General features: G+C 36.2%; 18 protein-coding genes. 7 read left to right on the forward strand and 11 right to left on the reverse strand.

Annotated features, from left to right (window positions below; all coding sequences use genetic code 11):
- The first annotated feature begins 57 nt into the window (after nucleotides 1–57).
- Nucleotides 58–870 carry a 23S rRNA pseudouridine(2604) synthase RluF gene (gene rluF, locus FNW21_RS09730; protein WP_144256548.1) on the forward strand — a complete coding sequence of 271 codons (813 nt, stop codon included), beginning with the start codon at nucleotides 58–60 and terminating at the stop codon, nucleotides 868–870.
- A 45-nt stretch (nucleotides 871–915) separates the two neighbouring features.
- Here the strand turns inward: rluF and FNW21_RS09735 are convergent, their stop codons facing one another.
- The 6 genes from FNW21_RS09735 to FNW21_RS09760 all read right to left on the reverse strand — a co-directional run bounded on the left by FNW21_RS09735 (nucleotide 916) and on the right by FNW21_RS09760 (nucleotide 7,182).
- Nucleotides 916–2,307: a DUF4153 domain-containing protein gene (locus FNW21_RS09735; protein WP_144256549.1), complete on the reverse strand. Its 1,392-nt coding sequence runs from the start codon at nucleotides 2,305–2,307 to the stop codon at nucleotides 916–918.
- A gap of 54 nt (nucleotides 2,308–2,361) precedes the next feature.
- Nucleotides 2,362–2,655: a winged helix-turn-helix domain-containing protein gene (locus tag FNW21_RS09740; protein ID WP_144256550.1), complete on the reverse strand. Its 294-nt coding sequence runs from the start codon at nucleotides 2,653–2,655 to the stop codon at nucleotides 2,362–2,364.
- 6 nt (nucleotides 2,656–2,661) lie between these two features.
- The gene (locus FNW21_RS09745; protein ID WP_144256551.1) at nucleotides 2,662–3,276 is read right to left on the reverse strand and encodes a hypothetical protein; all 615 of its coding nucleotides are present in this window, start codon (nucleotides 3,274–3,276) and stop codon (nucleotides 2,662–2,664) included.
- Between the two features lie 142 nt (nucleotides 3,277–3,418).
- Nucleotides 3,419–4,300, reverse strand: a complete 882-nt coding sequence (locus tag FNW21_RS09750) for a bifunctional 5,10-methylenetetrahydrofolate dehydrogenase/5,10-methenyltetrahydrofolate cyclohydrolase (protein WP_144256552.1) — start codon at nucleotides 4,298–4,300, stop codon at nucleotides 3,419–3,421.
- Between the two features lie 77 nt (nucleotides 4,301–4,377).
- Complete coding sequence (gene ffh, locus FNW21_RS09755) at nucleotides 4,378–5,739, reverse strand: signal recognition particle protein (protein WP_144256553.1); 1,362 nt, start codon at nucleotides 5,737–5,739, stop codon at nucleotides 4,378–4,380.
- A gap of 411 nt (nucleotides 5,740–6,150) precedes the next feature.
- On the reverse strand, nucleotides 6,151–7,182 hold the full coding sequence (locus FNW21_RS09760) for a hypothetical protein (RefSeq protein ID WP_144256554.1): 1,032 nt from the start codon (nucleotides 7,180–7,182) through the stop codon (nucleotides 6,151–6,153).
- A 223-nt stretch (nucleotides 7,183–7,405) separates the two neighbouring features.
- On the opposite strand from FNW21_RS09760, the gene FNW21_RS09765 reads away from it, so the two are divergent.
- Genes FNW21_RS09765 through FNW21_RS09775 form a run of 3 tightly spaced genes read left to right on the forward strand, consistent with a single transcriptional unit; the run spans nucleotide 7,406 to nucleotide 11,418 of the window.
- Nucleotides 7,406–7,921: an RNA polymerase sigma factor gene (locus FNW21_RS09765; protein WP_144256555.1), complete on the forward strand. Its 516-nt coding sequence runs from the start codon at nucleotides 7,406–7,408 to the stop codon at nucleotides 7,919–7,921.
- 50 nt (nucleotides 7,922–7,971) lie between these two features.
- Nucleotides 7,972–8,871 (forward strand): FecR family protein, encoded by a 900-nt coding sequence (locus FNW21_RS09770; RefSeq protein WP_144256556.1) that lies wholly within the window; start codon nucleotides 7,972–7,974, stop codon nucleotides 8,869–8,871.
- A complete protein-coding gene (locus FNW21_RS09775; RefSeq protein ID WP_144256557.1) occupies nucleotides 8,872–11,418 on the forward strand; it encodes a carboxypeptidase-like regulatory domain-containing protein in 2,547 nt (848 codons plus the stop codon).
- A gap of 50 nt (nucleotides 11,419–11,468) precedes the next feature.
- On the opposite strand, the gene argS is transcribed toward FNW21_RS09775, so the two are convergent.
- Complete coding sequence (gene argS / locus FNW21_RS09780; protein ID WP_144256558.1) at nucleotides 11,469–13,247, reverse strand: arginine--tRNA ligase; 1,779 nt, start codon at nucleotides 13,245–13,247, stop codon at nucleotides 11,469–11,471.
- A 239-nt stretch (nucleotides 13,248–13,486) separates the two neighbouring features.
- On the opposite strand from argS, the gene FNW21_RS09785 reads away from it, so the two are divergent.
- Both FNW21_RS09785 and FNW21_RS09790 read left to right on the forward strand, forming a co-directional pair.
- On the forward strand, nucleotides 13,487–17,770 hold the full coding sequence (locus FNW21_RS09785) for a T9SS type B sorting domain-containing protein (RefSeq protein WP_144256559.1): 4,284 nt from the start codon (nucleotides 13,487–13,489) through the stop codon (nucleotides 17,768–17,770).
- A gap of 424 nt (nucleotides 17,771–18,194) precedes the next feature.
- Nucleotides 18,195–20,534, forward strand: coding sequence for a TonB-dependent receptor domain-containing protein (locus FNW21_RS09790; RefSeq protein ID WP_144256560.1), 2,340 nt, complete (start codon nucleotides 18,195–18,197; stop codon nucleotides 20,532–20,534).
- A gap of 112 nt (nucleotides 20,535–20,646) precedes the next feature.
- Here FNW21_RS09790 and FNW21_RS09795 read toward each other — a convergent pair whose 3' ends face one another.
- The 4 genes from FNW21_RS09795 to FNW21_RS09810 all read right to left on the reverse strand — a co-directional run bounded on the left by FNW21_RS09795 (nucleotide 20,647) and on the right by FNW21_RS09810 (nucleotide 24,359).
- Complete coding sequence (locus FNW21_RS09795; RefSeq protein ID WP_144256561.1) at nucleotides 20,647–21,654, reverse strand: 3-oxoacyl-ACP synthase III family protein; 1,008 nt, start codon at nucleotides 21,652–21,654, stop codon at nucleotides 20,647–20,649.
- A gap of 470 nt (nucleotides 21,655–22,124) precedes the next feature.
- A complete protein-coding gene (locus FNW21_RS09800; protein ID WP_144256562.1) occupies nucleotides 22,125–23,078 on the reverse strand; it encodes an ABC transporter ATP-binding protein in 954 nt (317 codons plus the stop codon).
- Between the two features lie 102 nt (nucleotides 23,079–23,180).
- Entirely contained in the window at nucleotides 23,181–23,864 is a 684-nt protein-coding gene (locus tag FNW21_RS09805; protein ID WP_144256563.1) for an OmpA family protein, read from the reverse strand.
- 18 nt (nucleotides 23,865–23,882) lie between these two features.
- On the reverse strand, nucleotides 23,883–24,359 hold the full coding sequence (locus tag FNW21_RS09810) for a lipocalin family protein (RefSeq protein WP_144256564.1): 477 nt from the start codon (nucleotides 24,357–24,359) through the stop codon (nucleotides 23,883–23,885).
- A gap of 178 nt (nucleotides 24,360–24,537) precedes the next feature.
- On the opposite strand from FNW21_RS09810, the gene htpG reads away from it, so the two are divergent.
- Nucleotides 24,538–26,436, forward strand: coding sequence for a molecular chaperone HtpG (gene htpG / locus FNW21_RS09815; protein WP_144256565.1), 1,899 nt, complete (start codon nucleotides 24,538–24,540; stop codon nucleotides 26,434–26,436).
- Nucleotides 26,437–26,841: the final 405 nt, after the last annotated feature.

The following is a 26,841-nucleotide window of genomic DNA, read 5'->3' on the forward strand; positions in this document are numbered from 1 at the left end:
GACATTGTTTTTTGGATAAAAAAGCAAAAAATTACTTTTTAATACTACTTTTGCAATATGGAAGAAAATCTCAAACGCCTCAACAAATTCATTGGAGAAACCGGCTATTGTTCCCGACGAGAAGCTGACAAAATTATCGAAGAAGGTCGTGTTACCATCAACGGGATTGTTCCTGAACTAGGAACCAAAGTTTCGCCACACGATGAAGTGCGTATAGATGGGAAACTGATACGAGAGCAGCGCGAAAAACCAGTATACCTCGCTTTCTACAAACCTGTAGGTATTGAATGCACTACTAATTTAGACGTACACAATAATATTGTAGATTATATCAATTATCCCAAACGTATTTTCCCTATTGGCCGACTCGATAAAGCCAGTGAAGGACTCATTTTTATGACCAACGATGGTGATATTGTAAACAAAATATTGCGTGCTAGAAACAACCACGAAAAAGAATATACCGTAACAGTAAACAAACCCATAACGGATCGTTTTATAGAACGCATGGGCAATGGCATCCCTATTCTAGACACGGTAACCCGCAAATGCAAAGTAGAACAAATTAGCAAATACACCTTCAAAATCATTCTTACCCAAGGCTTAAACCGCCAAATTCGAAGAATGTGCGAGTATTTAGGTTCTGACGTAACTGCCTTGAAACGCATCCGAATTATTAACATTTCTCTCGACATACCAGTGGGTCGTTACCGTGATCTTACCGATGCCGAAATCAAAGAACTCAACGCACTCATAGAACCTTCCAGCAAAACCGAGGAAGCGAGTTTACCCAAAACCGAAACCCCAAAACGAAGCACCGAATTCATAAAAAGAGATGATCCTCGATTTAAAAAAAGAGGCCATTATTAAACACAAAAAAGCCAAGACCTAATTCTTGGCTTTTTCGTGTAGCAACTATTTCTTCACAGTAATACTTTCGTAATATAAAGCTTTAGAGAGAAAGCTTTTGTTTTGCTCGTATAAAACATCTCCGTCATTCTCAAGATCAATTTCATTATTTGTTGCAGGGAAATAACGTTCCCGATATGCTTCATTAAAATCCAAACTATTCAAATATTCAGGCTCAACCCCTTTATTTACTGCTATATTGTATGTTGTAATTAAATCCCCCCAATTGACAAAACTGCATAAAAGTAACATTCCGTAAAAACACCAAACCATTTGGTTAAAAAGATAGGCATTCGTTTTTTGTTTAGCAATTTTAAAAAAAGTAAAAAGTAATCCTATCAATCCTAAAATCAAAAAAGCATACACACCCAATCTTTTATAGGTCAATCCAAAATAAGAAACATACTCGGAGTTTTTAATACTGGTGCTTATGATTAATATTGCGTTCAAAAAAATCCAAATTTTAGCCAAACGGATCAAATTTTTTGACTTTGCATCAAAATTAAAACCTCCTTTAAAATAAAACAATACAACCCCAACAGCCATAACAATTGAAAAAACTACGGCATTCACTCTTTCATGTGTGGCAGCACTCAACTTTGACATTACAGCTGGAGTTGCCATAGTTTCAAAAAATTGCTCATAATTATAGGTAGCAATAAAAATCAAAAGCATTAAATTTAAAAGAATAAGTGTAATCTCACCACTTTTTCTTTCGAAATCTAAATCCAAAAAAGAAAAAGTAGGCTGCTGTTGGACTTTATTTTCAGCACTAAAATCATTATCTAACTTTGAATTCACATCGTTACAAAAGTCTGGCACCCAATAATTCCAAAAACTAAACGAAACATACAACCCCAAAAGTAGCATTAAAATAAATTGAGTCCCGTTTAAATCCAATTCATAACCCGTAAACAATCCTGAAAAATGGTCACTACCAAAAGAATAGACTACGTAAAATAGCACTAGAAAAAACGCAGGAATTATACAATAAGCTATAATTTTTTTGGCAATATAATTATCGACTTTCCGCTTTGGCAGCCATTGATTAAATAGCAACAACCTTCCAAGAGAAGCAAACAAATTAATCAATACTACCGGAAAGGATTGAATAATTTTAAGCTCGGAATTTTGGGTTTGGAATTGTAAAAAAATCAAAGAAAACACTAAAGCTAAAAAGGAAACAAAATCACCATACCAAGCAAAAGCCAAACATGATAAAACCGAAGCGATTACCAGAACCAAATGTGACCTATTTGTAAATCGATCTTGAAAAAAATAGCAGACTAGAAGTATCAATACTAACCCGAAAATTGCCAGATTGACCCCTACTGACTCGTTGTAAAAAAGTAATGTAAAAATAGCACTACTTGCGAAAATTAAATGGTGTTTTTTCATAATTAAAAAATTTAAAAGTACTTTGTATTTCAAAGTAAAAAGTTAAAAAAAAGGTTATTTAGTTTTGAATAATTTCTCTAAACTATTCAAATGTGAAACAAAAGAAGCTCTACCCAAATGAGTAACTCTATAAGATGTTTTTGGCTTTTTACCAATAAATTCTTTCTTGATTTCAATATAAGCTGCTTTTTCTAATGCCGATGAATGACTGGCTAAATTGCCATCAGTGATATTCAATAGCGATTTCATTTCAGTAAAATCAACCCAATCGTTGATCAGTAGAATAGACATAATGCCTAATCGTACACGACTTTCAAAATCTTTATTTAAGGTATCAATGATGCTCATCAGCTATTATTTGTATTTTTTAAATAGTATTAAACCATACAAAATATGCAAGACTCCAAAACCCATTATCCAAAAAACCAAACCAAATTCTAGATAAAAAAGACTAATACACCCCAATACAAGCTCGCAAAAACCTAGATACTTAACATCCGAAAAAGTATATTTCTCTGCGTTTATCAATGCTAAACCATAAAATAATAAAGAAGCGGGAGCAATCAAAAAGTAAATTTTGTAACTCAAAAGAGCAAGACAAAAAACACCCCCAACAAAAAGGGGTAGTGCTAAATTAAAAAGCATGTTTTTGGTAGCGGTTGTCCAAATGGGCAAATTATTTTTTTTGCTCTTACGCAACGTAAAAAATATTCCAAAAGTCAAAGCGGAAACTAAAACAAGACTCGCCGTAAAAAATAATTCCCGAACTAAATTACTATTCTTACTGTAGGAATTGCAATCCATATACGATATTCCATGTGCTCCAAACAACTGGTACGCATACAATCCGCCAATCAATGCTGACAAACCCGCAAACACGCCAGAGAGTCCACTTAATGATATAAATCTTGAAGAACGCTCCATCATGGAACGTATGTGTGATAAATCTTCTTGATGCTTTTGATTCATAATTAAAGTACTTTGAAATACAAAGTTAAGTATTATTTTTAATTGGCAATTAAAAATGAAAACTTTTTTTTCTACATTTTTTGTTAATCCAAAAAAAAAGCCCATTCTTGCGAATAGGCTTTTACTTATGTTCAAATTGGTATTATTTTCTACTTCTAATTTTTCGTGCCAAAAGCGTGTTTTGTAATAACATAGCAATAGTCATAGGCCCAACACCACCTGGAACTGGAGTTATAAAAGAAGATTTTTTGCTCACTTCCTCAAAATCAACATCGCCAGTAATGATATATCCTTTTGGGTGCGAAGCATCTTCAACACGCGTAATACCTACGTCGATTACTACTACGCCTTCTTTGACCATATCGGCTTTTAGATAATTAGGAACACCAAGAGCGGTGATGATAATATCGGCATTTTTGGTAAACTCTTCAATATTTTTGGTACGGCTGTGGGTAAGCGTTACCGTAGAATCGCCTGGATAGCCTTTGCGACTCATCAAAATACTCATGGGGCGGCCTACAATATGGCTACGCCCAATAACAACGGTATGTTTTCCTGCTGTTTCTACTTTATATCGCTCTAATAATTGCATGATTCCAAATGGAGTTGCGGGCAAAAAGGTCTCCATTTCCAAAGCCATTTTTCCAAAATTAGTAGGATGAAAACCATCTACATCCTTGTCGGGATCAATTGCCATAAGGATTTTTTGTTCGTCAATATGCTTTGGCAAAGGCAACTGAACAATAAAACCATCTAAATTATCATCTTCATTTAGTTCCTTGATTTTGTTCAACAAGTCAATTTCCTGAATATCTTCGGGCAAACTTACTAGTGTGGATTCAAAACCTATTTGTTCACAAGACCGTACTTTGCTTCCTACATAAGTTAAACTAGCCCCATTGCTACCCACTAGCACCGCTGCTAAATGAGGTACTTTTTCGCCATTGTCCTTCATTTTCTGAACTTCAATTGCGATTTCGTTTTTAATATCTTCTGCTGTTTTTTTTCCGTCTAGTAGTTGCATTTTTATTTAGTTTAAAGTTTAAAAACCGAAAAATTTAAAGTTACACAACCTTAAGACTTTCGACTTTTGACTCATTTTTATCGCATTCCTGGCATTCCACCTGGCATACCGCCTTTCATTCCACCCATCATTTTCATTAAGTTTTTTCCGCCTGGGCCTTGCATCATTTTCATCATTTTGCTCATTTGATCAAACTGTTTCATCAATTGATTGACTTGCTCTACTTTGGTACCAGAACCTTTGGCAATTCTTGCTTTTCGTTTCACATCTATAAGAGCTGGTTTGCTTCTTTCGATAGGCGTCATAGAGTGAATAATGGCTTCTATGTGTTTGAAGGCGTCGTCTTCAATCTCCACATCTTTCATGGCTTTTGAAGCACCTGGTATCATCCCAACCAAGTCTTTCATATTTCCCATTTTTTTTACTTGTTGGATTTGAGACAAGAAATCATCAAAACCAAACTCGTTTTTGGCGATTTTCTTTTGGATTTTTCTCGCTTCTTCTTCATCAAATTGTTCTTGCGCACGTTCTACCAAGGACACCACATCACCCATTCCTAGGATTCGCTCGGCCATACGTACAGGATAAAACACGTCAATGGCTTCCATTTTTTCGCCAGTACCTACAAATTTAATAGGCTTATTGACTACTGATTTAATAGAAATTGCGGCTCCACCACGAGTATCCCCGTCTAATTTGGTCAAAATAACCCCATCAAAATTCAAGATATCGTTGAAGGCTTTGGCCGTATTTACCGCATCTTGCCCCGTCATAGCATCTACAACAAATAAGGTTTCTTGTGGTTGAATGGCTTGGTGCACTTTGGCAATTTCGTCCATCATGGCTGCATCAACAGCTAGACGACCAGCGGTATCTACTATGACTACATTAAATCCATTGGCTTTGGCATGTTTGATGGCGTTTTGTGCAATCTCGACAGGATTTTTATTTTCTGGTTCAGAATATACTTCTACTCCTATCGAATCTCCCACGACATACAATTGCTGTATTGCCGCTGGACGGTAGATATCACACGCCACCAAAAGTGGTTTTTTATTCTTTTTGGTTTGCAGGTAATTGGCAAGTTTTCCTGAAAAAGTTGTTTTTCCGGAACCTTGTAAACCTGACATCAAAATAACTGTTGGATTGCCCGAAAGATTGATTCCAGCTACATCGCCACCCATTAATTCAGTTAGTTCATCTTTGACTAACTTTACCAATAATTGCCCGGGTTGCAAGGTCGTTAATACGTCTTGACCTATGGCTTTTTCTTTTACTTTGGTGGTAAAATCTTTGGCAATTTTAAAATTGACATCGGCATCAAGTAAGGCACGACGAACTTCTTTCAACGTTTCGGCTACGTTTACTTCAGTGATTTTTCCGTGTCCTTTTAGTATGTGGAAGGCTTTATCTAATTTTTCGCTTAAATTATCAAACATGTTTTTTTTATTTTATGAAATGCAAAGATAAACTAATTAGATAATTGCGCAATTAGATAAACTAATAATTCAGGGCAAAGGATTTTTAAATTCTAAATGAATTGATTCAAAAGACAAAATTCAAAAAGCAAATTTCAAATAAATATCAAAATCCAATTTCTTAAATTCAAAATGGAATGGAAGGAAGGAAAAGACAAAATTCAAAAAACAAATTTCAAATAAATATCAAAACTCAATTTCTTAAATTCTAAATGGACGGAAGGAAAAGACAAAATTCAAAAAATAAATTTCAAAACTCAATTTCAAAACTCAATTTCAAAACTCAATTTCAAAACTCAATTTCTTAAATTCTAAATGGAATAGATGGAAAAGACAAAATTCAAAACTATTAAAACAAACTGCTGAAACCTTTTAATTTTTAATAAAATACAAATAATCACTCTCATTAGCATCCTCTTCTTGTCTAAATCGCAGTTGCGAGGCATTGTATTCAAATACGTTCCAATCGATATTTATTTCCTTTAAATACTCCGATTCGAATTTGGTTTCAAAGGTTCTAACACCGTCAACTATGGCGGTAGACCACGTACCATTATAGGTATAATATCCTTTTGTAACCGAAACCGTATAGTCACTTTTGAACGTAAAAACATAGTTGTTATAGCTACTCGTTTTGTCTTTATCTTCATAAAAATAGGCTATTTTCCAGGAACCAGTTGTAAGGACTTGGTCAAAATCAAGTACTGTTATAACGTTGTCAGGACAGGAATCTAGGGTTTCCTTGATCAGGTTTTCCAGTTGCGTGTTAGTGGTAACAACAACTTGTTGGGATTTCCAGTTGGTAATTGTAATGGGATATTTTATGGCAATAAATTGTGCCGCCGTTAGACTATTTATAAAGGCAAAAAAAGTTTTTTCGTCCGTAATTGTAGTCGCATTTGCAATTTGATTGTTGCTGTCATAACTGTTAATGACAATAGGAAACTGAATGGTCAAACAGTTAATTTTGGATAATAAATCAGCTTTGGCATTCCAATAAGCCAACAAATAATCATACTCTTTTTGGTTCGCAATGACTTTTTCTAGATAATTATAAAAGACCATCGTCACTGGAAATTGTATGGCCACATCGTCATTATCATTGGCGTTCGCATCAATATTATTTTTCACTTTTTGGTAATCACTTTCGGATTTCAGAGCAATCGAAGCGCCATTTACGGATACTTCATAAGGAAATTTTACTGTGCAATAATTGGATTCATCAATTAAATCGTCATAAATTGTTTTTTGCATAACAACTCGTTGCACCAAAGCAGTAAGCGGAGTCGTTGTGGAAATGGTTTCGGTACTGCTGTGAATTTCTTCATTTATCTCGTTTTGACAGCCCGAAAAAAAAATTCCTAACCCTAAAAAAATGTATTTGTACTTTTTAATCGCTTTCATATAACACGTTTTACTATCCTTAAAGAATACTCTCCCCTCAATTTTTAGCAATATTAAAAAATATTACTTGGAATACTAACTAAACCTATTTTAAGTTATTATTTACTTCAAAATAGTATAAATTGCGAGCCAATAAATAGTTGGTATAATAAAACATTTTAGACCTAGAATACCCTACTCCAAGCAAAATAAATATATATTTGTAAGCCTCAATTTTTTATAAATGACCAACACTACTGCTTCAGAAACTTGCAATGAACTTGTATTTTCAAGTTTTTTTAAAAGTCATGCGCAATCGCTTCGCAATTTTCTTTTTTACAAATATGGAAACAAAGACCAAGCCGAAGATGTAACGCAAGAAGCTTTTATAAAACTTTGGCAAAACTGTGCTGCTGTCCCTTTGGAAAAAGCCAAATCATATTTGTACACTATAGCCAGCAACAGTTCGCTAAATGAAATTGCACATCAAAAAGTTGTCCTGCAGTATGAGAAAAATTTTGCTGGGTTAGACCGAACTAATGAAAATCCAGAATATATTTTGGAAGAAAAACAGTTTGAAACCAAGCTTTTGAATGCCATCGCTAACTTGACCGAAACCCAACGAGTGGCTTTTTTGATGCATCGAATTGACAAAAAAAAATACAGCGAAATTGCTATTGAATTAAATATCAGTGTAAAAGCGGTCGAAAAACGCATTCACTTGGCTTTGCTGGCATTGCGAAAAGAAATTGATTTATAAAGTAGGGTGTATGCGTTTTTAGTTGTTTTATAGAATACAAAGAGAATCTAATGGAAGAAAATTACCTATTAGCAAAATGGCTAAACAATGATTTATCAGCTACTGAATTAGCCGAGTTTGAGGCCAGCCCTGAATATGCTACGTATCAAAAAATAAAAACCCATTCGGCTCATCTAGAAGTGGGCGCGTTTGACGGTGACCAACTATTAAATAAAGTCCTGAAGGAACAAAAACCTGCTCCAAAAGTAGTCGCGCTATTCCCTAAATGGCTCTTTAGAATCGCAGCATTGTTCGTTTTAAGTCTAGGAATTGCGTACACGATGTACCATTTTGTTAGCCAAACAACCACCGCAGGATATGGAGAAACAGCCACTCTAGAATTGCCAGACCATTCAAAAGTGGTCTTAAATTCAGGTTCGACTATCGCATACAAAAAATGGCAATGGGACACTCATAGGAACCTGAAACTCCAAGGCGAAGCGTATTTTAGAGTAGCCAAAGGAAAACGTTTTGAAGTAGCAACCAGTCTAGGAAAAGTTACCGTTCTAGGAACCCAATTTAATGTAAAAGCCAGAGAAAATAGATTTGATGTTACCTGTTTTGAAGGTCGTGTAAAAGTAAATTACAAAGACCAACAAATCTTGTTAACCCACGGTCAAAGCGTAACTTTTGAGAATGGAATCGCAAACAACTCCATTACAACGGAGTCCAGTCCAGATTGGTTGCAACAAGAAATTGCCTTTCATGCCGAAAAACTACAACGTGTAATTGCCGAAATAGAACGACACTATAACGTAACTATTACATTAAAAAACGTGCATACAACTGCACTGTTTACAGGAAAAATACCAACCAAAACGCTTGATGTTGCGCTACAAATTATTGCCAAAACCTATAATTTAAAAAAGAGCAAAGTAGCACCAAACAAAATAATTTTTGAGGGAAAATAAATGTTTTTTACCAAACGAGTTGCTGTTGTATTCTTTTGCTTTTTTTTTGCCCTGCATGCTTACGCTCAAGGTAATGGAAAAGCGATTGCGCTAAAACAGCTTTTATTTTCGATCGAAAAACAGTACCAAGTAAGCTTTAACTACACCGAAAATACCATTGCCAATCTCAAAATTAGTCCTCCAGCGACATCGCTTTCCTTACTGGAAAAAATAGCGTATTTATCCCAAAAAACAGGTCTTTCGTTTGAGATTATCAATACAAAATTCATTAGTATTCATACTAAAATGAAGCCCGAATTACCCTTGATTTGTGGGTATATTTTTTCATCCATTGATGGCACACCTTTAGAAAATGCCAACATAGAATGGGAAAACAATCAAGCAACAACAAGTGATAAAAATGGTTATTTTGAATTTAAAAACCAAAAGAAAACCAACGTGACCATCAGCTATATTGGGTTTATCCCCCAGAAAATTGAAATTGTCGAAAACCAAAATACCGCTTGTCAAAAAATATACCTAACGCCAAATATTACCCAACTCGAAGAGATAAAAACCACTAGTTTTTTGGCTACTGGGATTTCAAAAAACAAGGATGGCTCATTCGAAATAAAGCCGAAAAAATTCGGGATTCTGCCCGGTTTAATCGAACCAGATGTACTGCAAACCATGCAACAAATTCCCGGAATCAATAGCGCAGATGAAAGTGTGGCCAGCATTAATGTGAGAGGTGGCACGCACGATCAAAATTTATTTTTATGGAACGGAATAAAAATGTACCAAACAGGACATTTTTTTGGTTTAATATCCGTGTTCAATCCCAATTTAGCGCACACAATTGCCATTACTAAAAATGGAACTTCGGCATTCTTTGGCGAAAGCGTTTCTAGTGTGGTGGACATTTCCTCCAACTCCAACACTAGTGACAAAAATAGTTTTAGCGCAGGAATAAACATGATCAATGCCGACATTTATGCTAAATTTAAGGTTACCCAAAAAGGGTTTCTCGAACTTGCAGGACGAAGATCCATCACTGATTTTTTGCAATCTCCAACTTATGAGGAATATTATAAAAAAGCCTTTCAAAACACGAGTGTAACCAATTCCTCAACGAATCAAACCGCTGATTATGACGACAGTCAAAAGTTTAATTTTCATGATATTACGGCAAAATACTCCCAGAAAATAGGGCAAAAAGACCACGTAATCCTTGACCTAATCACCATTAGCGACCAACTCAAGGTTTTTCAATCCAATACGCTGAATAGCGAAACACAATCGGAAAGCAATGTTTTATATCAAAAAAATTATGGCGGAAATTTGTATTGGAAACACCATTGGAACACAAAAAATAAAACCCAAATCAATGTCTATAGTTCCCATTATGAACTAGATGCCGAAACCAGAAAAAATGAGAATAATCAATTCCTAAAACAGGAAAACAGCATGATTGACAATGGGATTAAACTCGAGAACAACCATTTTCAATCTTCGAAATTGACCCTTAATACGGGCTATCAATTCAATGAAATTGGGGCAACCAATTTGGATAAAATAAACAGTCCAGCCTTTTACAGAAAAATCAAAACTGTTTTACGAACCCACGCAGCCATTCTGGAAGGAAAATACAACGATACCTTGGCTCGTGTCTACGCCGCAGCCGGGGTTCGAATCAATTATATCGAGCAGTTTCAAAAAGCAATTATCGAGCCTCGATTACAGCTAAATTATGGGATTAGCAAATACTTTTCTACCGCTTTTTTAGGCGAATTTAAAAGTCAAAATTGCCATCAAATAATCGATTTACAAACGGATTATTTTGGTGTAGAAAAAAGACGTTGGATTTTGTCGAACAACAGCACGATTCCGATTCAAAAAAGCCAACAAGCCTCAATAAGTTTTGCGTATGCCAAAAAGGATTGGTTGCTTTCGGTAGAGCATTTTTATAAAAAAGTGAGCGGAATTACCAGCGCCAGTCAAGGTTTTCAGAACCAATTAGAGTTTGTAAAAATCAATGGTTCCTATGCAGTTTTGGGCAGCGAAGTATTGGTGCAGAAGAAAACAAATCACTTTATAACTTGGTTGAGCTACACGTACAACACTAATAATTATAATTTTGGCAGTTTAAAACCACCGACATTTGCAAACAATTTCGAAATAAATCATGTGGTATCTTGGTCAGGAAGTTATGAAAAAAACAATTTCAAAATTGCGTTGGGTTCCAAATGGTATTCTGGAAAGCCAGAAACAACACCCAGCACTATCGTGATCAATACTACCGATGTTGTGAATCCAAAAATAGATTTCAACTCGCCCAACAACCAGCGATTAAATTCGTTTTTTCAAGTCAATTTTTCAACAACTTACAAATGGGAATCTCAAAATAAAATCAGGTATAATGTGGGTTTATCGGTCGTAAACATCCTCAACAAAAAGAATGAAATCAATGAATATTACCGCATCAATACCGCCACAAACACGATTGAAGATGTAAAAACGTATGCCTTAAAACGGACTCCAAATATTAGTTTTAGAGTTTCGCTTTAAGGCATTTTTTGTTTAAAAAGTGCTACCTCGAAGGAGTTGCTTTATTAAAATTACATTCGTTCGGGAACATTAATTCCTAGCAAGCCAAAGGAACTGGCAATGGTATCTGCCACTTTTTTGGACAGTTGCACTCGGAATGTTTTTTTGTCCTCATTTTCCTCTCCCAGAATCGAAACCGCTTGGTAAAAAGAGTTGTATTCTCGAACTAATTCATACGTGAAATTTGCAATCAGTGCCGGGCTGTGATTATGAGCCGCATTTTGAATCACTTCAGGGAATAATTCAAGTTGTTTTAATAATTCTTTTTCTTTTTCGTGTAACTTTTCTAAAACCACTGTATTCGAAAAATCGAAAGTCGCTTTACGAATAATAGATTGAATTCTAGCATAGGTATATTGAATGAAAGGCCCCGTATTTCCAGCAAAATCAACAGATTCCTCTGGATTAAATAGAATTCGTTTTTTGGGATCCACTTTCAAAATGTAATATTTCAATGCGCCAAGACCAATTGTAGTGTACAAATTAGATTTTTCTTCACTAGAATAATTTTCTAATTTCCCTAAATCTTCGGCAATTTTTTGGGCTGTATTGGTCATTTCTTGCATTAAATCATCGGCATCGACTACAGTTCCTTCTCGGCTTTTCATTTTTCCCGAAGGCAAATCAACCATTCCGTAGGATAGATGAAACAAATTTGAAGCCCAATCAAAACCCAGTTTTTTCAATATCAAGAACAATACCTTGAAGTGGTAATCTTGCTCATTACCAACCGTATATACCATTCCGCCTACGTCTTGCATGTCCTTCACACGCTGAATTGCCGTACCGATATCTTGGGTCATGTACACCGCTGTCCCATCCGATCGCAATACAATTTTACGATCCAAACCTTCATTAGTCAAATCAATCCAAACCGAACCATCAGGATCTTTTTCGAAAATCCCTTTGTCTAACCCAATTTGAACCACATCTTTTCCTAATAAATAGGTGTTGCTTTCGTAATAAAAACTATCAAAATTAACGCCTAAATTTTTGTAAGTAATAGCAAAACCATCATAAACCCATTGGTTCATCGTACTCCAAAGTGCTTTTACCTGCTCGTCGCCAGCTTCCCATTTCAAGAGCATTTCTTGCGCTTCGAGAATAATTGGTGCTTGTTTTTTGGCTTCGTCTTCCGTTTTGCCTTCGCTCATTAAGGCATTGATTTCAGCTTTGTAGGCTTTATCAAAAGCCACGTAATAATTTCCAACTAATTTATCTCCTTTTAGACCCGTTGATGCTGGAGTTTCTCCGTTTCCAAATTTCTGCCAAGCTAACATGGATTTGCAAATATGAATGCCTCGATCGTTAATAATTTGAGTTTTATACACTTTTTTGCCCGAAGCTTTGATAATTTCGGCAACTGAATACCCCAAAAGATTGTTCCTAACGTGACCTAAATGCAAGGGTTTATTGGTATTAGGCGATGAATATTCGACCATAACCGCTTTTTCGTTTCCAGAAGGAGTTACGAATCCAAATTTGCTGTTTTCTTTTATTGCATTAAAAAAATTACAATAGTACGCATCGGAAATCACAATATTCAAAAAGCCAGAAACCACATTAAAACGCGCTACTTCGGCAACATTTTCGACCAAATAGTTTCCTATTTTGTTTCCTAATTCAACGGGATTACTTTTAATTATTTTTAATAAAGGGAAAATAACAACGGTGGTATCGCCTTCAAATTCCTTGCGTGTAGTTTGAAATTCGACTTTGTCAAGTGGTACTGCGAACAATTCTTGAACGGCATTTTGTATATTAGTAGTGAGGATTTCTTGAAGATTCATATTTTTTTTATTATGTTGGCAAAGATAACATTTAATTAGAATTTTTATTCCTAAATAGCAGGGATGGATAAGCAATAAAATCATTTTTTTTTGGTTTTAAATCCATGTTAGCAGGTGTCTATCAACTTGAAGTGTAGATTTTTACTTTTTAAGCCTTGCATTTCATCGGTTTTTAAAGCATTTAAGCCCTACGAATTGTTATTTTAATTGTATTTTTGAACACAAATGTTGCCTTGGCTATGAAAAAAATTATATTATTATTTTTATTGCTTTTTGCGATAAAAAATTACTCGCAATCCGTAACCGTAAATACTACTAAATATACGGTTGATCAGTTGGTCAATCAAGTGTTGATTAACTCGCCTTGTGTTTCGGGAACGAATGTAAATTCCAAGACAGGAACGACTTACGGTTCTACCAACGGAATAGGTTATTTTGAAAACAGCAATGCCAATTTTCCGTTTTCGAATGGTGTTGTTTTGACCACAGGAGATGTTACTAAAATTCCGAGTCCCAATAGCACGATTTTAAGTGATGGGACTGCAGCTTGGAAAGGCGATGCTGATTTAGAAGCCAACCTACTTTCGCAGTCCGGCATTAGCATCAATTCCATAAATGCCAGTTATATTGAGTTTGATTTCCAGCCCAAAACACCCAATTTTGATTTTTCTTTTTTATTCGCTTCCGAGGAATATGGTACTTCCCAATGTGCATTTTCGGATGCGTTTGCTTTTTTGTTAAAAGATGTTACCAATGCTGGGGCAAATACCAATTTAGCCGTAATTCCTAATACTAACATTCCGGTTTCGGTAGAGACCATTCGCAATGCGAACTATAATTCGAATTGTGCTTCGGCAAATCCAACGTATTTTGGTGCTTTTAACGGAAGTGGTTTTGGACCAGCTATCAATTTTAACGGGCAAACAGTCGCCATGCTAGCTTCGGCAACGGGTTTGAACATTAATCATATCTACCGAATCAAGATTGTAATTACTGATGGTGGGAATAATACGGGCTACGATTCGGCTATTTTTTTAAAAGGAGATAGCTTTAATATAGGTCAAGATGTTTTAGGATTAGATTATACTGTTGCCAATAAAAACGCCATTTGCTCTGGGAGCTCATTACCCGTTTTATCCGCAACTGGGCTAAAATCAGGTACTACTTTTGTTTGGAAAAAAGAAGGAATCGCACTATCGCCTGCCGAAACGGGAGCCAATTTAGATTTGAATACCTTATTGCCATTGATTGATTCTGGTACGCATAAATACAGCGTTACCTACCTAGAACCAGGCTGTACCGCAGTGACCGATGAGATTACGGTTGCGTTTTACCCCCCAATTGGTGTCATCAAAGTGCCCGATATTTATACTTGCGATAGCGGAGCCTCCACCTATGATTTTGATTTGACCAAGAATACCACCATCATCATGGCGGGTGTCAATCAAGCCACGAATGCCACTGGAATTCTGGACGATTTGCCAGCTGGAACACTCATTAGTTATTACTTGGCCAATAATGAGGCTGTGACTGGAACAAATCCAGTAGCTAGTCCGCTTACAATTTTAAGTTCCCTAAACGGCAAACCTGTTTTTGTACGGGTACAAAATCCAATAACAAGCTGTTTCGAAATCCAATCTTTTCAGTTGCAAATAGTCGCTGCTCCAGTGGTTGCCAATACCCCTGTTGATATAACATTGTGCGCTAGAAACCCTACCGAAATTCCTCAAAAAGCCCTTTTTGATTTTACAGATCAAAAAGCACTCCTACTTGGTTCACAAGATCCCGTATACAATATAGTTACATTTCATTCTACCATTTCTGGAGCACAAAACAATACCAATGTATTTGTACTAACAGCAGCCGATGAATTGCTGACAAACTCCAGAACTATTTATGTCCGAATTGAAAATAAATCCAATACAAGCTGTTATGTAACCTCCAGTTTTAAAGTAAATGTTACACCGTTTCCAGAAGTAGATGCATTAGCCGATGTGTACGTTTGTACCTCCTATAAACTACCTGTATTGACCAAAACTGGGGCGCAATATTGGACAGGTACTGGCAAAACTGGTGTCCAACTTTTTGCAGGAGATTTGGTTACAACAACTAGTGACGTATATGTTTTCAATCAAAACGGGAATTGTACCAATGAAGATTACTTTAAAGTTACCATCATTAATTTAGACGAAATAACTCCGGCCAGCAAAACTTATTGTACTGAATATGCTTTGCCTGCCTTACCTTATGCCAAATATTATACCCTGTCTGGCGGAGATGCAACCGCAGGAAATACCGAAATACCAAGCGGAACCCTCATCAACACCGCTGGGGATACTACTATTTATGTTTGGATTTCAGATCTTATTTCGGTTCCTTCTTGCCAAGAAGAGAAACCTTTTACCATAACCATTATCCCCTTTGAACCTTTACCCTATATTTCCAATAGATTTGATTGTACTTCCTATAGACTATTTGCAAATCCCAATGGTGGAACCTATTACACAGGGCGTAACAAAGGCTTGCCAATTATACCTATAGGAACTGTTTTTACAACAACAACTGATGTCTATCTTTATAAAGAATCAGGAACATCCCCATTGAATTGCTCTTCTGAAAAAAAATTTACTATTTTTATCGGTGCTGCAAGTATTACCCCACCAGCAGACCTAACTTCCTGTTCGTCCTATGAACTGCCTTATTTACAAGTTGGACAATACCGTACTGAATCTGGCGGCGCCGGAATAGGAGTCCCAGGAAAAACATTGATTAACAGTACCACTACGCTCTGGTACTATGTAAAAGGGCAAACCTGTGTAATTGACAAACCCTTTACAATTACAGTAGAAATTCCGCCATTGCCACTATTTACGGACACCCCACCCATTTGTGATGTGTATTATTTACCTGCGGTAGCCCACACCGGAAATTATTATACCGAGCCAGGAGGAACTGGTTTTATTCGTCCTGCTGGTTACCCAATTACGTCCACACAAACGATCTATTTTTATGATAAAGCAGCCGTTGGCACCTGTTCAGTAGAGGGAAGTTTCCTAATTACTATCTATAAATCCCCAAAAGTAGATGCAAGACCCGTTGAAGTTATCAAATGTGGGCAACCGTATGTACTTGATGATTTAACTAATGGCGAATACTATGAATTTGCGGGTGAACCATCCCCAACAAATCCTATATTGCCGCCAGGTTACGTGATAACTGCACCCAAAACCATTTATGTTTACGCAGCAGCAACAGCACCTAATACGTGTGTTTCGGAATACGCTATTTCGCTATTAGTAACTTACGTGAATAGGATTGATGACGTTTATGCTTGCGATACTTATACGTTACCCGCAATTGTAGGACAAGGCGATTATTACACCAAACCAAATGGCTCTCATGGAACAGGAGTCAAATTAACGCCGCCTTATGCCCCAATAACGACAAACACCACTTTATATGTGTATGCAGAGGACAACAGTCGCGTTTCTTGTTCAGATGAAGATGCCTTTACGGTAACTATTTACAATACGCCTGTTGTTGCGCCAATCGCACCTATTACTAGATGTACCTCCTATATTTTGCCAGCGTTTATCGCTCCTGCAAACCGTTATTTTACGCAATCAGGAGGAGTTGGAGTTACTGGCAATACCGAAAAATTCCCCGGAGATGTCATCACGGCTTCTACAACAATTTATGCCTATGCCGATTCAGGAACGAGCACCACAAAACTGTGTTTCGACGAAGAGCCGATGCAAATAATCATAACCGAAGCGCCCAAACCAGTACCAAATCCTACTCCTATTTGTCACGATTTTGAAACTGGAATACGAACCAATTCCTATGTTTCTAGCGGATATACTGCCCCGCAATATGCCTTTGAATGGAAAAAAGAAGACGGAACACTTGTAGGAACAGCCGAAGATTTCTCGACCAATGTCCCCGGAAATTATACGTTAACGGTAACTAATTTGGCGGTTTTTGGTTGTACAGCCGCGCCAGTTGCCTTTACTATTATCGAGTCTGCACCACCTAGTGCAGTAACCGTGACTACTTCTGGTTGGTTTACAGAGAGTCAGACCGTGACTATAAATGCCGTTCCAAGTATAGGTGATGGAAGCAATTTTTTATATTCACTTGATAGAAGCACGCCTCAAACGAGCGCTATTTTTACAAATGTAACTCCCGGCAGCCATGACATCAGCATTAGCGACACCAATGGTTGTGGAGCAACAATTCCTATTACCATCCGATTAATCAATAGTCCTAAATACTTTACGCCAAATAATGATGGTTTCAACGACACCTGGAAGATAACGGGATTCCCGAGTCAAGCCAATCCAAAACTGTTTATTTTTGACCGTTACGGTAAATTTTTAAAAGAACTGAACCCATTTGAAAATGGCTGGGACGGGACATTTAATGGGTATCCGCTGCCCGCTGATGATTATTGGTTTACTGTTTCCTACACCGAAGACACGGTAGACAAAGTATATAAATCTCATTTTTCGTTGAAACGCTAGTACAAAAATTAGGTGCAAAATGGGTACTAAATCTATATCGCAAAAGCGAATTTGAAACCTACTTAACAAACATAAAAAAACGGCATTCAAAAACTTTTTTTGATTGCCGTTTTTTAATACAATCTCTTGAAATAACTAGTTAATACTTTGTACTATTTTATAAATAAGGAATAGTGTTAAAAAAAATCTTCTTCGAAAAACAAAATGAATTGCTTTATTTGGTTGTTTTACTAAATTATTAATAATCAGTTTTTTATAAAAAAAAGAACCTGAAAAGAATACCTTTACTTTTCATTTTTTAACTTTAAATCCAGATGCAACACCTCATAAGCCGCAAATTTATTTAATACACTGTAACAAAAAATGGATTAAAGAGTCTTAACACAAACAATCATCAAGTACAGCAATCAAAAAACAAACAATTATGAAATTAAAATTACTATTCTTTTGGGTCTTTGTCACGGGTACACTTGTACAGGCTCAAAACAGCGGGAGCATTTCGGGTAAGGTATTGGATAAAACCACAAATGAACCCATTACCTATGCCTCTGTAGAAATAAAAGAAGCCGGAAAAATAATTAATGGTGGAGTTACCGATGAAAAAGGCGATTTTAGCATTAAGAACATCCCCCTAAAAAGCTACACATTAGAAGTGCAATACATTGGATTCAAGAAATACAGCAGCACTATTGATTTTACTTCTTCCAAAAAAGTATTTACTTTTAAAATCGCTTTAGAAGAAGAAGCAACCCAACTCAAAGGTGTCGAAATCGTAAGTGAGCGATCGACTATTGAACAAAAAATTGATCGAAAAATCATTAATGTTGGAAAAGATTTAATTAGTGCCGGAGCCACTGCATCAGAAATTATGAATAATATTCCCTCTGTAAGTGTTGATCCTCAAACGAATGCCATTAGTCTTCGTGGCAATTCGAATGTCCGCATTTTAATAGATGGAAAACCTACAACTATAGAGGCTTCGCAACTGTTGCAACAAATTCCGTCCTCGTCTATCAAACAAATTGAATTAATAACCAATCCATCAGCAAAATACAATCCAGAAGGAATGAGCGGAATAATCAATATTGTTTTGAATAAAAACAGCAAAATTGGCTTTAACGGGAGTATTAACAACGGAGTCACCTTTGGTAAAACGCCCAAATTGAATTCTTCGCTAGATGTGAATTACAAGTCTGGAAAATTTAATATGTATGGCAATTATGGCTTAAATACTGGTAAAAACGCCAATCATGGTTTTGTAAAATCTACTGAACCTGGGGAGGAAAATTACCAAGATTTTAAATTCAACAACAATAATACGTCGCATTTGGCCAAAATAGGTTTGGATTTTTATTGGAACGAAAAAAATACAATCTCGATATACACCTCACAAAACGCCTTTAAAGGCAAAGGCAATTCCAGCACCGATGTTGATTATTTAGACCCCACACAACCTGATGTTTTACAACTATTTAACAACACTAATAAAAATTATACCCAAACTTATAATTTAGATTACAAAAAAGATTTTAAAAAAGCCGGACATACATTAGAATTTGAAGTCAATTACAGCAACGACAACAACAAAGAAGACGCCGCTTTTACAGCGCCAAGTGCTACAAATTACATTACCAATAAAGGCAACAATACGTTAATCAATTTGGATTATACCAACCCATTATCCGAAACGGCAAAATTAGAATTGGGGTTAGAAAGCCGAATTGAGAATACCAAAAATAATTTCTTGAAAGATGGCGCCTATAATTCGGATTTTGCATACGACCGAAATATTTATTCGGCTTACGCCACTTTCTCTAAACAATGGGGGAAATGGAGCGCACAAGCAGGAACACGATTTGAGAAATACAAAGCAACTGCCGATTTCAAAAAAGTAAATGAAAATGCAGCCACTTTTCAAGATGATTTGTTCACGCTTTATCCTTCGGGGTTTTTGAATTATTCGCCAAGCGAAAAAAATTCGTTTAATTTTAGTGTTTCTAGACGTGTAGACCGCCCCAGCATTGACCAAGTAAATCCGATTAGGGAATGGAGTACGCCACAAATCGACTCGGAGGGCAATCCAGAACTTTTTCCGCAATTTACCAATTCTTTTGAACTAAATTATACGCGTAAAACAAAAATTGGTTCTATTACAACGGGTGTTTTTTATAGACGAATTAATGATGAAATTACTAGAACCTTATTTGAAAATCCAACAAATCCTGAAAAATTGATTTTGTCGTACGCCAATCTTGATGATAATAATGCTTATGGCGTGGAAGTTTCGGGGAATTTAGAATTTACCAAATGGTATAGCTCCAACATTAGTTTTGATGCGTATAACAAAAAAACAAAAGGAGTTGTGGCCAATGAATATGTGGCCGTAGATGTAACCACGTTCAATGCCCGAATGAGTAACACTTTTAAACCTTCCAAAAATTTGCGTTTGCAGTTAACAGGAATGTACCGTGGGCAAGATTTAGGATTGCAATTTTTGCGTAAACCGATGTGGAAAATTGATTTAGGATCAAGCTACACGGTTTTAAAAGGAAGCGGCACAATAACAGCTCGATTTAGTGATGTTTTCAACTCGATGCATTTTGCTTTTAATGGTAGCAAACCCAAGCAACAAAATGGACAATTCAATTGGGAAAGTCAATCGGCTTATATTGGGTTCAATTATCGTTTTGGTGCTGGAAAAAACAAAGCGTTACAACGCAAAGAACGAGATAAAAACGAAACCCAAGGGTCAGGTGGTTTTTAATATATTTGGTTAATACCTATGCTGTTTTTAAAATAGTATTGGTTAATTTGTAGAAAGAAAAACCCCGGAGTTCGCCAACTTCGGGGTTTTTTGATTGCGATAAAATCCTATTTTACCATTTTATAATAGCACTGGCCCACGTAAATCCGCTACCAAAAGCAGCTAAAACAACCGTGTCGCCTGACTTTATTTTCCCTAATTCCCAAGCTTCGGTCAATGCAATTGGAATAGAAGCTGCGGTGGTATTACCGTATTTCTGGATGTTGTTGTAGACCTGATCATCCGTCAAGCCAAACTTCTTTTGTATGAATTGCGAAATTCTCAAATTCGCTTGATGTGGAATCAGCATATCAATATCCGATACTTGTAAATTATTGGCTTCCAAACCTTCATTAATAACTTCGCTAAAACGGACCACCGCATTTTTGAATACAAATTGTCCATTCATATAAGGGTAGTAACTTTCATCGTCGGGATTATTATCTGCCAAAATATCCGTAACCCAACGCCCTCCCATTCCTGGCGCTTTAAGAACGAGTTCCTCGGCATGTTGCCCTTCGGAATGCAAATGGGTGGATAGAATTCCTTTGGTCAAATCTTCTTCTCGACTCAAAATAGCTGCTCCTGCGCCATCGCCGAAAATCACCGAAACACCTCGCCCACGAGAAGTCATATCCAATCCCGAGGAATGAACCTCGGAGCCTATAACCAATATATTTTTGTACATTCCTGTTTTAATATATTGATCTGCAACTGATAACGCATAGACAAAACCAGAACATTGGTTCCTAACATCTAAAGCGCCAACGGTTCGCAAACCCAAATCCCGTTGTACCAAAACACCAGGGCCAGGAAAATAATAATCAGGACTTAAGGTGGCAAAAACCACAAAATCGATATCCTCCTTGGCAACACCAGAACGCTCGATGGCAATTTTTGCCGCTTTTACGCCCATTGTAGTCGTAGTATCTTCGCCTTTTATAATGTGACGACGCTCTTGAATTCCAGTACGTTCTTGTATCCAGGCGTCATTGGTATCAATAATTTTTGACAAATCATCGTTGGTCACCACATTCGAAGGAACATAATATCCCAATCCTGCTATTTTTGAATGGTACATATTTATTTAGTTTTTATTAAAAATTGAGGTGCAAATTTAAATTTCTTTTAAAAATGAGATAACTAATGTAGCAATTATTTTGATACTATTTCTTTTATGCAAAAATTTAACACGGGATAAGCGTTTAAAAATACTGCCACAGATTCACAGATTTCAATAACTTAAAAGGAATTAAATTGACACTGATTTTTGAATTTGTGCAATCAAACAGCATTATTTTGGTTTTAAAATCTGTGACTCGAACGAGATTGAACAGGCGAAGCAATCAGTGGTATATTTTCTTTTTTTATTAACAATTGTTTTAAAAGCGAACGCCCTGAAATTTAACACGGCATAAGCTTTTAAAATGCAACCGCAGATTAGACTGATTTTTGATGATTTTTATATAAATCTGTTGTATCCGTTTAAATCTATTCAATCCTTATCCCTTTTTTAAAATTGAAACCAGTAACGGATTGTCAAAAACAAAATTATCGACTAACATCCAATCCTAAAAAAACAGTATTACCTGAATCAATAGCCGTTTTATTCTCGAAAAAAAAGAGTTCCTCACCATAAAAAGCAGTTATTAAATGCTGATTTCCTCTAAAATAAGAATCGGCAACCACTACTTGAAAAGGCGATGTAGCAACCACTTTCAACTGGTGCGAATAGACCAATACCCTTGCATTGCGATTGCCTGTTAGTTGCAGCAAATGATTAGGAATGGCATTTACTTCGCCAAATAACGAAGCCACATAACGAGAGGGTGGATTCTCAAAAAGCGTTTTCGAAACTCCTTTACTCACTATTTCCCCGTTCCGCAGTACGATAGTTTTATCCGAAAAAGATAGAGCATCCGTGCTGTCATGTGTGGCAATAATGCAGGTAATTTGTTTCTTTTTTAAATACTGAAATAAATTACGGCGCAACGAATTTTTTCTAAAACTGTCAATTTGACTAAAGGGTTCGTCCAGCAAAAGCACCTCGGGTTCTAATGCCAAAACACGAGCCAATGCCACACGTTGCTGCTGTCCGCCGCTTAAATACTTGGGTTTTACATGAGCATATTCCGTCATTTCGACCATTTGCAACAGTTCTTGAACTCGGGCTTCTTTTTTGTCTTTGTAAATATTTGACAAATATTTCCCCACGTTTTCGGCAACTGTGATGTAGGGCATCAAATCAAAATCTTGTGCCAGATACTTGATATAATCCGCTCCGGGAACCAAATTGTATTTAGGACCAAGTATGGGTTTTTTATCATAAAAAATAGTTCCCGAATCTAAATCGTAGAGCCCATAAATGAGTTTTAATAGCGTACTTTTTCCGCAGCCACTTTCGCCAATGATGGCGGTATTTTGTCCTTTTGGAATCGCAAAACTAATGTTTTTGACCACTACTTTTTCGAGGTAAGAAAAAGAAACGTCCTGAAGTTCGAGCATGTTTGTAGATTAAAAGTCAAATTTACATTCTTTTGAAGAAAAAAATCACAAAAAAAAGCGGCTTCATCACGAAACCGCTTTTATAATTATAAAAAAACGTTTTTAGTTACCGTTTTTGGCATCTTGAACCATTTTAGAATTGGCAGTGATAGCAAATTCTACACGACGGTTTTGCGCCATACCTTCTTTGGTATCATTGGTTGCAATAGGATTTTCGATTCCGTGCCCTGATGATTTAAAACGGGAAGCAGCTAAACCTCTACCTATTAAATAAGCTTGAACGGCTTCGGCTCTTTTTTGCGAAAGCGCCAAATTGTATTCTGCTTTTCCTGAACTATCCGTGTAGCCAAAAATTTCAATATTAGTATCCGCATAACTATTGAATACGGGTACTAATTTATTCAAATTGGCTTGTGCTTGAGCCGTTAATGTCGCTTTATTCAAGTCAAACCGAATGGCATCTTCTTTAAGCGTTAAATGAATTCCTTCACCTACACGCTCCACCTCGGCACCGGGTAAGGCTTGATCAATTTCACGGGCTTGCTTGTCCATTTTATTACCAATCAAAGCCCCTGTTCCACCTCCTACAGCGGCACCAATAAGTGCTCCTCCGGCAGTTCCTAAACCTGTATTGTTCCCAATAATACCGCCAATTAAGGCTCCTGCCATGGCACCAATTCCCGTTCCTTTTTGGGTATTATTGGCATTTTTAACAGAATCGCAACTTGTAAATAGGCTTGTTAGCACAAACAATGCGCTTAAACTCAATAAGGATATTTTTTTCATAATTGTTTTATTTTGGTATTAATTTAATTTTTGAAATTGGTAAACAACATCGGTACTTTTTCCGCCTACGTCTATTTTGTCAATCAACTGAAAAGAGTTTTCGGATTGGTTTGCAATGCCTAAAACAAATCCAGTTCTTACTTTTTTGGATTTCAAACCTTCGTCTAGAATTTTAAGTACAAACTGTCCTTCTTTATTGACAAACCAAGTAATTGCTGATGTAAAAGCAGTACAACTTGGACTATTTAAGGTCATATCGCCTTTGTTATTATTCGAAATAAATTTCCATTGGCTTCCTATAAAACATTTAGAGTCGGCTATGTCAAATGAATTTACTTTGATGTAATTGGAACCTGGATAATCAACACTTGTGATTTGCCAATTTCCTTTGATTCCAACTTGAGTGGGTCTGTCCAATTTGGTGGTTGTAACTGATGTTGATTTGCATGCAAACATCACAACAGATAAAATGCATAATAAAATAATTTTCTTCATCGTTTAATAATTTAAGATTAATAAGATTACAAATGTACAAATCATACTAAATAAATTGTTTCAAAACATTTTTTTTTAATTACAAAATTCACAGATAAGACAATTTGTCACTTCTCTTGCAAATGGTATTCTATTTGAAACCTTTTTTTGAAATAAAATTAAACAAAAAAACAATAATATGACAACTGGAAAAATTAACGTTTCGGTAGAGAACATCTTCCCTCTCATCAAAAAATTCTTGTACAGCGATCACGAAATTTTCTTGCGAGAATTGATTTCGAACGGTACCGATGCCACTTTAAAATTAAAACACCTAACCAGCATTGGCGAAGCAAAAGTAGAATATGGCAACCCTATTATTGAAATTAAAGTAGATAAGGAAGCTAAAAAAATCCACATTATCGATCAAGGTTTAGGAATGACTTCGGACGAAGTGGAAAAATACATCAACCAAGTGGCTTTTTCGGGAGCCGAAGAATTCTTGGACAAATACAAAGATTCGGCCAAGGATTCTGGAATTATTGGTCATTTTGGTCTTGGCTTTTATTCGGCTTTTATGGTGGCCGAAAAAGTAGAAATTATTACCAAATCCTACAAAGACGAGCCAGCAGCCCACTGGACGTGCGATGGTAGCCCCGAATTTACATTAGAACCAGCGGACAAAACCACTCGTGGAACGGAGATTATTTTGCACGTTGCCGAGGATTCTTTGGACTTTTTAGAAGATTCTAAAATTAGTGGTTTGCTGAATAAGTATAATAAATTTATGCCTATTCCGATTAAATTTGGAACCAAAACCGAAAAAATCGAACAAAAGAAAGGGGAGTTTGTTGCAGAAGAAGATAAAGACAAAACTTTTACCGAAGTAGAAGTCGATAACATCATCAACAACCCAAATCCGGCTTGGACCAAACAACCAACAGAATTAACAGATGCGGATTACAAAGAGTTTTACCGTGAGGTCTATCCAATGCAGTTCGAGGAGCCGTTGTTTCACATCCATTTGAATGTGGATTATCCATTTAATTTGACAGGTATTTTGTATTTCCCAAAATTAGGTTCGGATATGCAAATTCAAAAGGACAAAATCCAATTGTACCAAAACCAAGTTTATGTTACGGATAACGTAGAAGGAATTGTTCCTGAATTCTTGATGATGCTCCGTGGTGTGGTCGATTCGCCAGATATTCCGTTGAATGTTTCGCGTTCTGGATTGCAAGCCGATGGTGCGGTTAAGAAAATTTCCAACTACATCACTCGTAAAGTTGCCGATAAATTGAAAGCGTTGTTTACCGAAAACCGCGAAGATTTTGAAGCAAAATGGAACGACATCAAAGTGGTTTTGGAATACGGAATGCTTTCTGAAGAGAAGTTCTACGAAAAAGCAGGCGCCTTTGTTTTGTACCCAACGGTAGACGACAAATATTTTACACTCGAAGAATTAAAAGAAAACCTAAAAGAAAACCAAACCGACAAAGATGGAAAGTTGGTTGTTTTGTACGCAGGAAATAAAGAAGCGCAACACTCGTATATTGAAATTGCCAAAAACAAAGGCTACGAAGTATTGCTTCTAGACTCGCCAATTATCTCACATTTGATTCAAAAAATTGAAGGTGATAATGCTGGAATGACTTTTGTTCGTGTGGATTCCGATCACATTGATAATTTAATCAAAAAAGATGAAACTACGATTTCTAAATTATCGGATACCGAAAAAGAAACGTTAAAAACATCGTTAGAAGCCTACATTCCAAAAGCCTATTCAGTTCAATTGGAAGCCATGGACAGCCAAGCCACTCCATTCATCATCACGCAACCCGAATTTATGCGTCGAATGAAAGAAATGAGTCAATCTGGCGGTGGTGGGATGTTTGGAATGGGAAATATGCCCGAAATGTACAATTTGGTTGTCAATACCAATTCGGATTTGGCTACAAACATTTTGAACACCCAAGACAAATCGGCTCAAGAAAACTTGGTTAAACAAGCACTGGATCTAGCCAAATTATCGCAAAACCTCTTGAAAGGCGAAGAGCTTACAGCTTTCGTAAAAAGAAGTTTTGAGTTGATTAAGTAATTAAATATTTTACTAAAACGAAACCTACTACTTATGGCAGTAGGTTTTTTTTGTTTAATACATTTATAAATTTGTTGAACAAACTAAAAATATAACTATATTTGTTATTATTAATTATAAAAAAACAATTTATGTTTGACAAGTTCAAAAAATCAGAGTTATTTATTTTAGTTATAGTACTTGTTTTAATATTCACTTCTGAATATTATTATGTAATACTAAACAACCATGAACGTGCAATTTTTATAGGATTGTGGCCACCCACGATTGTAGGATTATTAATTTTCTTTAATCTAAAACTAAAAAAATAATATGGAAAATCTAGACATTATCATATTGAATGTATTTGTATTATTGTGTTTTATAACGTTTTTTATATCCACATTTAGAGCCTTTGAAAATGTA

It is taken from the genome of Flavobacterium restrictum (assembly GCF_007097245.1).
In the GTDB taxonomy this organism is placed as follows: domain Bacteria; phylum Bacteroidota; class Bacteroidia; order Flavobacteriales; family Flavobacteriaceae; genus Flavobacterium; species Flavobacterium restrictum.